This window comes from Roseateles sp., assembly GCF_044373315.1.
Classification (GTDB): Bacteria; Pseudomonadota; Gammaproteobacteria; order Burkholderiales; family Burkholderiaceae_C; genus JACDQM01.
In genome coordinates this window covers 1-12,320 of sequence record NZ_JBILQK010000005.1, presented here as the reverse complement: position 1 = coordinate 12,320, position 12,320 = coordinate 1, and the positions used below count along the sequence as shown (strand labels likewise).

Genomic DNA, 12,320 nt, shown 5'->3' with positions numbered 1-12,320 from the left:
TGCCGTATAGGCGCTCGGGCGGAAAGTCTGGCATCCGCAATCGATGCTTCAACACCTCCGCATGAACCGAGTCCGCCTTTGGGCCTCCTTGTTTTCCCTTATGACTGCTGCACTGGCGCCTTCGCAGGCGGCAGCGTCGCAGGCAGGCGAGGGCACCTTCCTGCCCAGCCGCGCCCAGTTCGAGCAGCTCTTCCCCGAGCGCATCGCCTTCTACACCTACGAGGGCTTTGTGGACGCGGTGCGCCAGACGCCGGGCTTCGCCTCGCGCGGCACTGAACAGCAGAAGCGCCAGGAAATGGCAGCGTTCCTGGGGCAGATCTCGCACGAGTCTGACCAGCTGCGCGCCCAGCGCGAGTACCGCCGCGAGAATTGGGACAACTACTGCCGCCGCAACGACGGCATCGGCTGTGCGCCGGGCCAGCAGTACTACGGGCGCGGCCCCATCCAGCTGAGCTGGAACTACCAGTACCGGGCGGCCGGTGATCACCTGGGCCTGGACCTCTGGGCTGATCCCGACCGCGTGGCCCGCGATTCCAAGGTGGCCTGGCAGACCGCGCTCTGGTACTGGATGACGCAGCCGGGCGAGTCTTCGCAGACCTCGCATGCGGCCCTGTTTGCCGGTGCCGGCTTTGGCGCCACCACGCGTGCCATCAACGGGCCGCTGGAGTGCGACAAGCCCACCGACCCTGACGCCCTGCGCAAGAACAAGCGCCGCGCCCAGTTTTATGAACACGCCAGTGAGCTTTTTGGTGTGCCCCTCTTGCACCCGTTGCGGTGCTGATCCTGAAAATAGAAGCCGGAGACAAGACCATGAGAGACAAGAAGGTGATGACCCCCGTTCGCTCGGCCATCGCGGCCGCAGCCCTGCTGGCCCTGGGCCTGCCGACACAGGCGCAGCAGGCGCCGGCGCCCAAGGACAGCAAGGAAACGGCCAAGCTGGATTCCGTTGTCGTGAAGGGCATCCGCGCCAGTCTGCAAAAGGCGCTGGATACTAAGCGCGATGCCAACTCCATCGTCGACGCCATCACGGCCGAGGACATCGGCAAGCTGCCGGCCACCAATGTGGCCGAGGCGATCAACACCATTCCCGGCGTGACCATCGACAAGGCCTTCGGCCAGGGTGAGCGGGTGTCCATCCTGGGCACCGATCCGGCACTCAACCGCACGCTGCTCAACGGCCAGGCGATTGCGTCGGCTGACTGGTTCATCGCCGATCAGCCGGGCCGCACCTTCAACTATTCGCTGCTGGCGCCTCAGCTGGTGAACAAGGTCGAGGTCTACAAGTCGCCGGAAGCCTGGCTGGACGAAGGCTCGATCGGCGGCACGGTCAACATCTCGACCCGCAAGCCGCTGGACCTGAGCAAGAGCCTGACGCTGGCCGGTTCGGTGAGCTATCTGCACAACGACCGCATCGGCAGCGGCAAGCCTACGCTGTCGGGCCTGGTGGGCTGGAAGAACCAGTCCAACACCTTCGGTCTGCTGCTGTCGGCGCAGCGCTCGGAAGAACACATCCGCCGCGATGGCATCGAGTCCTACGGCACGGTGCGAGGCGCCGACTACGCGAACGGACGCGGCGGCTCGCCCAATTCGCTGACCAGCACAAGCACCGACTGGTCCAAGAACCCGCCGATGGAGATGCCGCCCAGCTGCGTGGGCAGCTGCGCCACGACCCTGCGCGCGAATCTGAACGCGGTCGGCCCGAACTCGATCAGCGCGCACTTCTTCGAGCAGCAGCGCGAGCGCGACACGCTGTCGCTGTCCGCCCAGTTCAAGCCGCTCAAGCAGATGGACGTCGAGTTCAATGCGCTGAAGGTCAAGGCTGGCTTCGACAACATCAGCCATTCGATGTTTGCCTTCAACGGCAATGCCTGGAACGCGCTGGGCCACCTGACGGGGCTGTCGGTCAACGAAGGCGTGATCGAGAAGGCCTCGTTCCGCAATGCGCTCACCGTGTATGACCTGATCAACCGGCAGGCCACGGTGGAGACCGACTCGGCCGACCTGAAGTTGAGCTGGAAAGACACGAACTGGTTCGCCTCGGCCCATGCCGGCAGCTCCAAGGCCAGCGGCGGCACGGGCCGTCAGGTGTTCGGCGAGTTCCTGAACAAGGCCAACTACAGCTATGACCTGTCGGGCTCGGTGCCGAAGCTCAGCTTCAGCGGCTTCCAGAGCGCGCCGTTCGGTGATGTGCCCCGCCATGCCACGCCTTCGGATCAGGGCAGCCCCTTCAGCGCGCCTGGCGCCTTCCGCATCGACGGCGGTGGCCCGGCGGGTGGCTGGCACACCAACCCGCCCAATGCCACCAACTGGGGCCCGGGCTGGGGCGGCAATATCGTGACCAAGCCGACCACCGACAAGGAAGAGTACTTCCAGGCTGACTTCGGCCTCAAGTTCTCCGACTCGCCGATCTACCAGGCTCGTTTCGGCCTGAAGCGTCGCGAGCACAGCACCGGCCAATCGATGGCTGGCGTGTCGCTGGCCGCGGTCAAGGGCTATGGCGACCTGAGCGCCACCCAGTTCTCGCCGACCTCGCTGCCGTCGAATTACCTGGCGGGCTTCGGCGATGTGGGTGACCTGAGCAAGCGCTTCAAGGTCGACGGCTGGGCACTGGCCGACTACATCAACAGCGGCAAGTGGCTGGCGCCCTGGCAGAAGATGCCGGAGCCCAACACCTTCGCCGACCCCTCGTTCGCGGCCAACACCTGGAACATCACCGAGAACATCAATGCCGGCTATGCCCAGGCGGACTTCAACACCGATCGCCTGCGCGGCAACTTCGGCGTGCGCGTGGTGGAGACCAGCTCCAACAGCATGAGCTACGCCTGCAAGGTGAATGTGGCGCCTTGCCCGGTCACCGGCTACGGCGCGGTCAATGTGCAGAAGAAGTACCGGGATGTGCTGCCCAGCCTGAACGTCATCTATGACCTGAGCGACGATCTGGTGCTGCGCGGCGCGGCCGCCAAGGTGATGGCGCGCCCGAACTACGGCGACATGTCGAGCTATCTGTGGATCGGCGACCAGACCCTCAGCGGCGGTGGCGGCAACCCCAATCTCAACCCCTACGAGTCCACCAACCTGGACGTGTCGGCCGAGTGGTACTTCGCCAAGAACTCCATCCTTGCGGGCACGCTCTTCCACAAGGCCATCGACAACTACATCCTCGTTACGACGGGCAAGGAAACGCACTTCAACCAGAACCTGCAGCGCATGGCTGAGTACGACATCGCCCGGCCGAACAATGCCGGCAAGGCGACCGTCCAGGGCTTCGCATTGGCCTTCCAGACCCACTTCGGCCATGGCCTGGGCCTGCTGACCAACTACACGAATGCCAATGCCAAGGCGCAGGCGGGTGGCCGCTTGCCCTTCAACTCCAGGCATCAGTTGACGGTCAGCCCCTTCTTCGAGAATGACCGTTGGAGTGCCCGCGCCACCTACTCCTTCCGCTCCAAGTACTACACGCAGGCGGATCGTGGCAACTTCCTGGTGACGGATGGCCACAAGTCGTTGGACGCCAGCCTGGGCTTCAAGATCAACGATCAGCTGAGCCTCGGACTGGATGCGATGAATCTGACCGACAGCGAGTACCGCTCCTACGCCGAGGTTCCGGGCGTTGCAGCGACCCAGAAGCTGACGCGCGGCATCTACAAGACTGGTCGCCGCTACATGGCGACACTGCGCTTCACCTACTGATGGCTTGATCGATAGCAGCGAGGGAGCTCCTCTTTCCGGCGACTGGAGCCGGAGGACTTGGGCGGGCGTTGCGGGGGAGGAAGACCCCCCGCTCCGACCGCCTTTTTTTCAATTCTGGCCCGATGACTTCATGCACACCCCACTTGCCCGGCAGCGCCGGTCTTTGCTCCTGATGGCGGCCCTGGCGCCCCTGGCCGGCGCTGCGGCGCAGGCCAATGCCCGATCCGCCGCAGGCGTGGCCGCTGGCCCTCGGGGATTCAGCGTCCATGTCGGTGGCTACGCGCCGCAGGCCGAAGGCCTTTACCGCTTTGCGGCCAACCCGGCCACCGGCCACCTGAGCCCGGCCGGGCTGACACGCAACCCGCACAGCCCCAGCTGGCTGCAGGCCGACCCCAGTCGGCCGGGCCTGCTTTACGCCGTCAACGAAGGCGACTCCAGCCTGCATGTCTATCGCCAGGCCGCACCAGGCGAGGAAGCCTCTGCGCCGCTGCAGCTGCTGCAGAGCCTGCCCAGCGGCGGCCGCGGTCCGGTGCATCTGAGCTTGCATCCCGGCGCGCCCTTTGCCTTCGTGGCGCATTACGGCAGTGCCGAGCTTGCGGTGCTGCGCCGCGCCGCCGATGGCCAGCTCAGCGCCGTGGGCCTGCACGCCAGCTGCGACCGCAGCCGGCCGGATGATTGCCGCCCAGGGCCGACACGCGCGGCCCTGGCGCCGCCGGGCAGTTTTGCGATCAGCGGCCACGACGCGCCGCATGTGCACATGGGCTTGAGTTCCCCCGATGGCCGCTTCGTGCTGGCCAGCGACCTGGGCCGCGACCGCCTGGCGGTCTGGCCCTTCAATACGGAGAGCGGCGCCCTCGGCCCCAGGCAAGACCTGGCCCTCAGCGCCGGCGCGGGCCCGCGCCATTTCGTGTTCCATCCGCGTGATGCCGCCCAGCTCTATGTGATCAACGAAGAGGCCAGCACCCTGGCTTGGCTGCAGATGGAGCCGCGCACGGGCCGCCTGACGCAGCGCGCCGAGCTGAGCAGCCTGCCCGAGGGCTTTGCCGGTACCAACTTCGCCTCGGACCTGCTGGCTTCAGCCGACGGCCGCTTCCTGTATGCGCTGAACCGGCTGCACGACAGCATGGCCGTCTTTGCCCTGGCCGCGGATGGCAGGCCGCGTCTGCTGGCCCATGAATGGACGCGCGGCTCCTTTCCGCGCAGCGCCCGCTTCTCGCCTGATGGCCGTTTTCTCTACGTCTGCAACCAGCGCAGCGACCATGTCGCCGTCTTCGCGGTCGACACCGCCACCGGCCTGCCACGCTTTGCCGGGCAATATGTGCCCGTGCCGAGCCCGGCGTGTGCGGAGGTGATGGGAGAGGCGGGTCGCTGAGCTGCCTGAGGCTGCAACCGCAACTCGCCTGACTGGCGGCCTGTACCGCTTTGAACGGCCACGCTCACGTGGGCTTCCTTGTTCGCTCGCGCAGGATCTCCACGGCAAGCGCAAGGGCTGGGTTCGTTGCCGTTGCGGCCCACGCAGCGGCCGTCGTCACGACGTCGACCGAGCGGGTCAGCGCCTTGAAGACGACGCCGTTCGGCGCCACGCGTTTCAAGGCGGCCGGCACCAAGGCAATCCCTTGCCCGCAGCCGACGAAGGCGACCTGAGTCGCCACGCTGCGAACCTCGTGAAGGATCCGGGGCGAGAAGCCGGCCCCCTGGCACACGGCGATGATGCTGTCGAAGTAGACCGGGCTGACGTGCCTGGCGAACATCACGAAGGGTTCCTCGGCCAGTTCACCGAGACGGATCCGCGACCGCTCGACCAGCCGATGCCCTGCCGGCAGGGCGACTGCCAGACGGTCCTGTGCCAGTGTCAGCGTCTCGACATCGCCGCCAAGGTCACCCTGCAGCCGCGCAAAGGCCAGGTCCACGTCACCGGCACGCAGTGCCGGAACGGCATCCACGCTGTCGATCTCTCTGACCGAGATTGTGAGTTGCGGATGCGCTTTTCGCAGTCGCTCAAGAAAGGGCGGCAGAACCTCCACCATGGCCGAAGCGATCGCGCCAATGGTCAGCACACCGGTCTGCCCGGTGGTGGCCTCCCGAACGGCCAGCTCCAGATGCTCCATCTGCTGAGCGAACTTGCGCACCGCCGGCAAGATGGCCTGCCCGACCGGCGTCAGTTGCGCACCCCGTCGTGAGCGCACAAAGAGCTTGGCCTTGAGCGCTTGCTCCAGCACCTGGATCTGCTCGGTTAGCGGCGGCTGAGACATGCGCAGTCGCTTCGCGGCACGGCCGAAGTGCTGCTCTTCGGCCACGGCGAGGAACAGCCAGAGGTGTCGCATCAAGCGAAAGTTGATCATCTCGATTCCATAGGTTCGGCATATCGAACCCTTCCCTGATTCGGAATTTACAGAACGATGGGCGCGGCCGAAAGTGGAGACCTGTTTTTCATTGGCCCTCGCCATGACTGCTGCACTTCTTGATCGCCTCGCGCGTCTGGACACCACCACGGTGTCCGACGCACTCGACTTCCTTGCCTTGCCGGGCGCCACGGTCGGGCTGCGCCCCTTGTGGCCGTGCCCGCGCATCGTCGGCCGCGCGAGCACCGTGCTGCTCGGCCCGAAGACAGACAGCGCGCCGACAGTGCACCTCATCTCCCCGGTGATCGCCTCCATCGCCGGCGATGACCGGATCCTGGTCATCGCCGGCGGCATCGAAGGCGTGTCCTGCTGGGGCGACATCCTGGCCAACGCGGCCAAGGCCAAGGGCGTGCGCGGCACCGTCATCGATGGCTACAGCCGGGACATCGAGGCCATTGAAGAGATCGGCTACCCCGTCTTTGGCTGCGGCGTGACGATGGTCAGCGCGCGCAACCGCATCGTGCAGCGCGGGGCTGGTATTCCGATCCAGGTTGCTGGCGTGACGGTGAACGAGGGCGACTACCTGATCGCTGACCGTTGCGGCACAGTCTTCGTTCCGCAACACCAGATCGAGGCGGTGCTCGAGCTCGCCGATCGCATCGCGCGCCGCCAGGACGGCATGGTGCAGGCCGTGCGGTCCGGCCGCTCCGTCGAGGACGTGATGCACGACAGGGAATTCGAGGCCATCACGGTGGGCAGCGTGCGATGAGCCCGCAAGACCTGGAACTGGTGGCCCTGTTCAAGGGCTTGGACACGCCCGGCGTGTCCGATGCCATGGACAAGCTGGGCATCCCGGGCCAGTGCCTGGGCATCATGCCGCTGGCCGACTATCGGGGCACCGTGGTCGGCCCGGCTTTCACCGTCAAGTACGTGAGCTGCGGTCAGCCGGCGGGCACCGTCGGCGACTTCATCGACGATGTGAGCGAGGGCGACGTGATCGTTATCGACAACGACGGCCGCGCAGACTGCACCGTCTGGGGCGACATCATGACCCAGTACGCCGGCCTGCGAGGCATTGCTGCCACCGTCATCGACGGCGTCTGCCGCGACGTTGCCAAGGCGCTGGGCGAGGGCTATCCGCTGTTCACACGCGGCCGCTTCATGCGCACGGGCAAGGACCGTGTGGAGGTGCTTTCCGTGAACCAGCCAGTGACTGTCGGCACTGCGCGCGTGGTGTCCCGGGACATCGTGGTGGCCGACGCCAACGGCGTGGTCGTCGTACCGCGCGTACGGGCTGCCGAAGTGGCCGATGTGGCGCACCGCATCGAGGCCGCCGAGTCGCGCATCCGCGAATTGATTGCGCAAGGGCAGACGCTTGGCGAGGCCCGCGCGCAACTCGGCTACCACCGGCTGCAGACGAGGAACTCATGAGTCACGCCAAGCGGAACGCTCGCGCCCTCGCCCTTGGCGCTTCGACCTTATACGAGGCATCCGGTCAGCCTTGCGCCATCGACCCGGCGATCCGTCCGGTATGGGCTGGCGCGGCCATCGCCGCCCCGGCCTACCCGGTGCGCTGTGCCCCGGGAGACAACCTCGCCATCCACCTCGCGCTTGAGCGTGCGCCGCGTGGCAGCGTGCTTGTGGTTACCGCCAACGACTTCGTGGCGGGCTACTGGGGCGAGGTGCTGACGGTCGCGGCCGAGGCCGCGGGCATCGTGGGCCTGGTCATTGATGGTGGCGTGCGCGATGTCGCGGCGATGTCGCGCCGGCGCTTCCCGGTCTTCTCTCGCGGCATTTCCGTGCGCGGCACGATCAAGGCGAGCGCGCCTTCGGTCGGCCAGCCCATTCACATGACCGGCGTGCAGATCGCAGCCGGGGACCTCGTGGTCGCAGATGACGATGGCGTGGTGGTCTTGCCCTTCGCGCAGATCGACGCAGTCCTGGTGGCTGGTGAAGCGAGGGCCAGGAAGGAAGCTGACTTCATGGCTCGGCTGGCCCTAGGCGAGACGACCGTGGACCTGCTCGGACTTTCGGCATGGCGGACGTGCGCATGAGCGACACGACGCAGCGCTTGAATATCCATCTCGCGGCGGCGCGGCCGTCGGCGACCTACCGCATGATCGACCGCGTGGCCGAACGCAAGGCGTCCGGTGCACCGGTGATCTCACTGAATGCCGGCGAGCCGGACTTCGACACGCCGGCCCATGTGCGCCAAGCCGCCATCGCCGCCATCAACGCCGGCCATACGCGGTACACCCAAGTGGCCGGCCTGCGTGCCTTGCGCGAAGCCATCGCAGCGAAGTTTCGCGACGAGAACGGCATCGACACGCGCTGGCAGGAAACGCTGGTTTGCAGCGGCGGCAAGCAGGTGATCTACAACGCGCTGGCCGCCACGCTGAACGCGGGGGACGAGGTGATCGTCCCCGCGCCGTACTGGGTCAGCTACCCGGAGATGGTGCAGTTGTGCGGTGCGAGGACAACAGTCGTCGCCTGCGGCGAGGCCAGCGGCTTCAAGCTGACACCGCAGGCCCTGTCCGTTGCGATCACGCCGCGCACGCGCTGGCTGATCCTCAACTCACCTTCCAACCCAACTGGCGCCGTGTACAGCATGGAAGAGCTGCAGGCCTTGGCCGAGGTGCTGTTGGGCCATCCCGATGTGCTGGTGCTCAGCGACGACATCTACGAACACCTGATCTTCGACGGTGCGCGCTTCGCCACCCTGGCGCAGGTGGAGCCTCGGATGCGCGCCCGTACGCTGACGATGAACGGGGTCTCCAAGGCCTATGCCATGACCGGCTGGCGGATCGGCTTTGCGACCGGACCGGCTTGGTTGCTGGAAGCCATGGAGAAGCTGCAGGGCCAGCAGACCTCAGGCGCCTGCTCCATCTCGCAACATGCAGCGCTGGCCGCACTGACCGGGCCACAGGATTTCGTACGGAACACCCGCGCCGTCTTCGAGCGCCGGCGCGATGCCGTGGTGACCCGCCTGAATCGCATCCGTGGTCTGCGTTGCGCGAAACCGGCGGGCGCGTTCTATGCCTTCGCGTCCTGCGAGGGGCTGATCGGTCGGCGCAGCGCCGCAGGTCGTTTGCTCACCTCAGACGAGGATGTGGCGCTCGCCCTGCTGGACGAGACCGGCGTCGCCGTCATGCCAGGCAGTGCCTTCGGGCTGGGGCCGTACCTGCGCATCGCCTATGCGCTGGACGAGGCCTCGCTCGACAAGGCCTGCACGGCAACTCAAGGCTTCGCCGACTCGACAACAAGCTAATGATGAGCGATCACAACGCCATGGCGCCTTTGCGTGACTTCCGCCGCAGCATCGTTCGGCTTCAGGTCAACGGCGTGGTGGTCGACATGGCGATGATCGGCCGCAGCGGCCCGCGGGAGCCAGTCGTCTTCCTGAACGGCTTCGGCGCGACCAAGGAAGACGACGCCGACATCTTGCACCACCCGGCATTCGACTGCCGTCCGTTCCTGGCCTGGGACGCGCCGGCCTGCGTTGAGTTGCACTGTGGTGATCTGTCGAAGGTCTCCATTCCCTTCCTTGTGGCGACTGCTGAAGCGATGCTGCAAGCCCACGGCATCGGCCTGGAGAACCAGAACAGCCGGCCCGTCAAGCCGGGTCGGTTCGGGCTGGATCAGGCCGAGCCCCGCGTCGACGCTAACGCTAACGATGAATAGGCGCTCGCCGACTCGTGTTCCGCCCGCGTGATCCCCCCAGCTCTATGTGCTCAACGAAGAAGCCAGCACCCTCGCCTGTCCGCAAATGGAGGCGCGCACGGCCGCCTGACGCAGCGCGCTGAGCTGAGCCGCCTGCCCGAGGGCTTTGCGGGCACCAACGTCGCCTCTGACCTGCTGGCTTCAGCCGACTGCCGTTTTCTCTACGTCTGCAACCAGCGCATCGACCATGGCGCCGTGTTCGCGCTCGAAACCGCCACCGGCCTGCCGTGCTTGGCCGGGCCGTATGTGTCGGTGCCGAGCCCGGCGTGTGCGAAGGTGATGGGGGAGGCGGGGCCCTGAGGGGGTGTTCTCGCCGCTGAATCGGCGGACCCTAGGTGGCCCTAGCCAAGACGGGAATGGTCGGCGATCTTCAACCGCAAGCTAGGCGAGGCCGTATTCCTTCTTGAGTTTGGCGAGCGAGCCATCCATCGTGATGGCAGTCAGACCGGCATTGAAAGCGAGCAGCTGTTGAGCATGGCGAGGCGAGTCGCGCCGCAATGCAATGTGCAAGGGCGAGGACTCAACCAAGATGCTCTGCCAAGCTAGGCTGGCCCGCATGCCGGGCGAAAGCTCGGACAGGATGTGAAAGGCCACAGCCCGGTCGATGAGCATCAAGTCCATGCGTCCGGCAGCCAGCATCCGCAGGCCGGCTGCGTCGCTCAACGCTTCCTGCACTTGCGGCTTCAATTCAAGCAAGGCCTTGGGCACGGCATACCCTCGCACGACACCGACCTTCAGCTTCCGTTGCTTGATGTCAGACAACTTGCTCAGCAAGGGCCCTCGTTCTGCTAACGCATAGAAACCGAGTTCGTTGTTGACGATCGGATCTGAGAAAGCCAGCCACTGCTCGCGCTCCACGGTGCGCCAGATCGCGGAGATGCCATCGACCTGGCCGGTCTGTGTCAATTGGAGCGCGCGGCTCCAGGGGAAAAAGCTGGTGCGCGCGACATAGCCCGAACGCTCAAGCGCCATCGCGATCGCACGGGTCAGGAAGCCTCCACCGAGCAAGCCCTCGCCGGTGTACGGTGGGAACTCGGTGGCGGCCAAGGTCAGCGCCTCCCGCGGCCAAGCGGGCCCAGCCCAAGCACTCAAGCCCAACAGAAGCAGCCGGCGACGGCTGCTGCGCGAGACGAGTCCGCACGAGCTTGAAGGGGGCATCTGTACACACTCCAACGATGGATAACCATACCGCAGTTTGATTCGCCGGATGACGGCAGCGCTGCTGATCAGTCGGTGCTCGCCATGCTGCCGATGGCCCGCTTGTGCCCGTCGGGCTGCACGCTGGCCGATGATGGTGCACCGCCTCTGCAGGCCCATGAATGGACGGGTGGCTCCTATCCGTACGGTGCCCGCTTCTCGCCGCGCATCCGTATTCTTTGCGTCTGCAACCAGCGCAGCGACCCTGTCGCCATCTTCGTGCTCGACACCGCCACCGTCCGGCCACGCTTTGCCGAGCAGTATGCGGCGGTGCCGAGTCCGGCCGGTGCGGAGGTGATGGGGGAGGCGGGGCGCTGAGCGGCCTGGCGCTTCAGCAGCACGTCACCCACTTGATTCGATTCACCAGCACGAGAACGGCCGGCGTTGGCGTTGCCGACGCAGGGGGGGGACTTGGCAGAGGTCGCTGGTGGTCGAATGGCTTGCACTGGAAGGCCGCAGCCGGCCAGGAGCGATCATCGGCGACTGTCGGCTTCAGTGCGTCCTCGATTGCGGCTGTAGCACGTTTGCTATACATTCCATCCATGCGCTCCGCCACCTTTCCTCCGATCCGCGTCGAGCCCGAGGTTCGCGCCGAAGTCGAGGCCGTCTTGCGCGAAGGCGAGTCGCTGACGCAGTTCATCGAGGAGGCGGTCGTCTCGGCCGCAGCTTGGCGTCGAGTCCAGGCCGAGTTCGTCGATCGCGGCGAGGCCGCCATTGAGCGGTGGAAGCGAGAAGGCGGCGGCCGCACGGTCGACGATGTCATGACCGGCTTGCAGGGGCGCCTGGATGACGCGAAGCGTCGAGCGACCCAGCGCGCTGGCAAGTGACCACCGGCTGCACCGTCACATTTCTCGAAGAGGCCGTTGCTGACCTTCAACGTCTGGAAGATTTCGCCATCGAGCGGGAGCTCGCCAGTGAAACACCGGACTGGATCACGCCCCAACGCGCGCTCGATGCGGCCAGCGAGGGAATGCGCCTGCTGTCCTGGTCGCCATACACGTGCCGAAAGGCCGAGCTAGGTAACGGCCGTTCGCGCGAATTCATCGTTCCATTTGGCGGTGCCGGTTATGTCGTGCTGTTCGAAATCATTGGAGACGACGTAGTCGTAGGCGCCGTTCGCCACCAGCGCGAAGAGGACTATCGCCACTGACATCAGGCTCATGCCGCACGATACCTGGCGTCAAGCGGCCGGCGCCTGTCGGCCATGAGTGGACGTCTGGCAACCGCCGGTCTGTGGTCGCTCAGCTCAGGACTGAATGTAGTTCTCCAGGTGGGAGATCGTGGCCTCATGCTCGGCAATGATGAGTTCCATCAGGTCGCGGATCGAGATCATGCCTAACACTGTGTCGCCGTCCACCACCGGCAGGTGGC

General features: G+C 65.9%; 15 protein-coding genes. 12 read left to right on the top strand and 3 right to left on the bottom strand.

Annotated elements, in window-relative coordinates; all coding sequences use genetic code 11:
• The first annotated feature begins 100 nt into the window (after positions 1–100).
• The 3 genes from ACIQ67_RS02250 (at position 101) to ACIQ67_RS02240 (ending at position 5,062) form a co-directional block, all read left to right on the top strand.
• A complete protein-coding gene (locus ACIQ67_RS02250; RefSeq protein ID WP_397532723.1) occupies positions 101–781 on the top strand; it encodes a chitinase in 681 nt (226 codons plus the stop codon).
• Between the two features lie 29 nt (positions 782–810).
• A complete protein-coding gene (locus ACIQ67_RS02245) occupies positions 811–3,690 on the top strand; it encodes a TonB-dependent receptor (protein WP_397532722.1) in 2,880 nt (959 codons plus the stop codon).
• Between the two features lie 130 nt (positions 3,691–3,820).
• On the top strand, positions 3,821–5,062 hold the full coding sequence (locus ACIQ67_RS02240) for a lactonase family protein (protein WP_397532721.1): 1,242 nt from the start codon (positions 3,821–3,823) through the stop codon (positions 5,060–5,062).
• 64 nt (positions 5,063–5,126) lie between these two features.
• On the opposite strand, the gene ACIQ67_RS02235 is transcribed toward ACIQ67_RS02240, so the two are convergent.
• Entirely contained in the window at positions 5,127–6,032 is a 906-nt protein-coding gene (locus ACIQ67_RS02235; RefSeq protein ID WP_397532807.1) for a LysR substrate-binding domain-containing protein, read from the bottom strand.
• Positions 6,033–6,135: 103 nt separating this feature from the next.
• Here ACIQ67_RS02235 and ACIQ67_RS02230 point away from each other — a divergent pair, with 103 nt between their 5' ends.
• Genes ACIQ67_RS02230 through ACIQ67_RS02205 form a run of 6 tightly spaced genes read left to right on the top strand, consistent with a single transcriptional unit; the run spans position 6,136 to position 10,052 of the window.
• Positions 6,136–6,801: an RraA family protein gene (locus tag ACIQ67_RS02230; protein ID WP_397532720.1), complete on the top strand. Its 666-nt coding sequence runs from the start codon at positions 6,136–6,138 to the stop codon at positions 6,799–6,801.
• Positions 6,798–7,463, top strand: coding sequence for an RraA family protein (locus ACIQ67_RS02225; protein ID WP_397532719.1), 666 nt, complete (start codon positions 6,798–6,800; stop codon positions 7,461–7,463). Before ACIQ67_RS02230 ends, ACIQ67_RS02225 begins: the two co-directional genes overlap by 4 nt.
• Positions 7,460–8,086, top strand: a complete 627-nt coding sequence (locus tag ACIQ67_RS02220; protein WP_397532718.1) for an RraA family protein — start codon at positions 7,460–7,462, stop codon at positions 8,084–8,086. The genes ACIQ67_RS02225 and ACIQ67_RS02220 overlap by 4 nt, the downstream gene beginning before the upstream one ends.
• Positions 8,083–9,300, top strand: a complete 1,218-nt coding sequence (locus tag ACIQ67_RS02215) for a pyridoxal phosphate-dependent aminotransferase (protein ID WP_397532717.1) — start codon at positions 8,083–8,085, stop codon at positions 9,298–9,300. Before ACIQ67_RS02220 ends, ACIQ67_RS02215 begins: the two co-directional genes overlap by 4 nt.
• A 2-nt stretch (positions 9,301–9,302) precedes the next feature.
• On the top strand, positions 9,303–9,713 hold the full coding sequence (locus ACIQ67_RS02210; RefSeq protein WP_397532716.1) for a hypothetical protein: 411 nt from the start codon (positions 9,303–9,305) through the stop codon (positions 9,711–9,713).
• Positions 9,714–9,740: 27 nt separating this feature from the next.
• Positions 9,741–10,052 (top strand): beta-propeller fold lactonase family protein, encoded by a 312-nt coding sequence (locus ACIQ67_RS02205; protein ID WP_397532715.1) that lies wholly within the window; start codon positions 9,741–9,743, stop codon positions 10,050–10,052.
• A gap of 81 nt (positions 10,053–10,133) precedes the next feature.
• Here the strand turns inward: ACIQ67_RS02205 and ACIQ67_RS02200 are convergent, their stop codons facing one another.
• A complete protein-coding gene (locus ACIQ67_RS02200; protein WP_397532714.1) occupies positions 10,134–10,799 on the bottom strand; it encodes a substrate-binding periplasmic protein in 666 nt (221 codons plus the stop codon).
• Positions 10,800–10,994: 195 nt separating this feature from the next.
• On the opposite strand from ACIQ67_RS02200, the gene ACIQ67_RS02195 reads away from it, so the two are divergent.
• The 3 genes from ACIQ67_RS02195 (at position 10,995) to ACIQ67_RS02185 (ending at position 12,099) form a co-directional block, all read left to right on the top strand.
• Positions 10,995–11,267: a beta-propeller fold lactonase family protein gene (locus ACIQ67_RS02195; protein ID WP_397532713.1), complete on the top strand. Its 273-nt coding sequence runs from the start codon at positions 10,995–10,997 to the stop codon at positions 11,265–11,267.
• Positions 11,268–11,491: 224 nt separating this feature from the next.
• Complete coding sequence (locus tag ACIQ67_RS02190; RefSeq protein ID WP_397532712.1) at positions 11,492–11,776, top strand: YlcI/YnfO family protein; 285 nt, start codon at positions 11,492–11,494, stop codon at positions 11,774–11,776.
• Positions 11,773–12,099, top strand: coding sequence for a type II toxin-antitoxin system RelE/ParE family toxin (locus tag ACIQ67_RS02185; RefSeq protein ID WP_397532711.1), 327 nt, complete (start codon positions 11,773–11,775; stop codon positions 12,097–12,099). The genes ACIQ67_RS02190 and ACIQ67_RS02185 overlap by 4 nt, the downstream gene beginning before the upstream one ends.
• A gap of 96 nt (positions 12,100–12,195) precedes the next feature.
• Here the strand turns inward: ACIQ67_RS02185 and ACIQ67_RS02180 are convergent, their stop codons facing one another.
• The gene (locus tag ACIQ67_RS02180) at positions 12,196–12,315 is read right to left on the bottom strand and encodes a hypothetical protein (protein WP_397532806.1); all 120 of its coding nucleotides are present in this window, start codon (positions 12,313–12,315) and stop codon (positions 12,196–12,198) included.
• Positions 12,316–12,320: the final 5 nt, after the last annotated feature.

Excerpts from the sequence above, each read along its gene's own strand:
- ACIQ67_RS02250 (WP_397532723.1), top strand. The coding sequence starts at position 101 with ATGACTGCTGCACTGGCGCCTTCGCAGGCGGCAGCGTCGCAGGCAGGC.
- ACIQ67_RS02245 (WP_397532722.1), top strand. The coding sequence starts at position 811 with ATGAGAGACAAGAAGGTGATGACCCCCGTTCGCTCGGCCATCGCGGCC.
- ACIQ67_RS02240 (WP_397532721.1), top strand. The coding sequence starts at position 3,821 with ATGCACACCCCACTTGCCCGGCAGCGCCGGTCTTTGCTCCTGATGGCG.
- ACIQ67_RS02235 (WP_397532807.1), bottom strand. The coding sequence starts at position 6,032 with ATGATCAACTTTCGCTTGATGCGACACCTCTGGCTGTTCCTCGCCGTG.
- ACIQ67_RS02230 (WP_397532720.1), top strand. The coding sequence starts at position 6,136 with ATGACTGCTGCACTTCTTGATCGCCTCGCGCGTCTGGACACCACCACG.
- ACIQ67_RS02225 (WP_397532719.1), top strand. The coding sequence starts at position 6,798 with ATGAGCCCGCAAGACCTGGAACTGGTGGCCCTGTTCAAGGGCTTGGAC.
- ACIQ67_RS02220 (WP_397532718.1), top strand. The coding sequence starts at position 7,460 with ATGAGTCACGCCAAGCGGAACGCTCGCGCCCTCGCCCTTGGCGCTTCG.
- ACIQ67_RS02215 (WP_397532717.1), top strand. The coding sequence starts at position 8,083 with ATGAGCGACACGACGCAGCGCTTGAATATCCATCTCGCGGCGGCGCGG.
- ACIQ67_RS02210 (WP_397532716.1), top strand. The coding sequence starts at position 9,303 with ATGAGCGATCACAACGCCATGGCGCCTTTGCGTGACTTCCGCCGCAGC.
- ACIQ67_RS02195 (WP_397532713.1), top strand. The coding sequence starts at position 10,995 with ATGCTGCCGATGGCCCGCTTGTGCCCGTCGGGCTGCACGCTGGCCGAT.
- ACIQ67_RS02190 (WP_397532712.1), top strand. The coding sequence starts at position 11,492 with ATGCGCTCCGCCACCTTTCCTCCGATCCGCGTCGAGCCCGAGGTTCGC.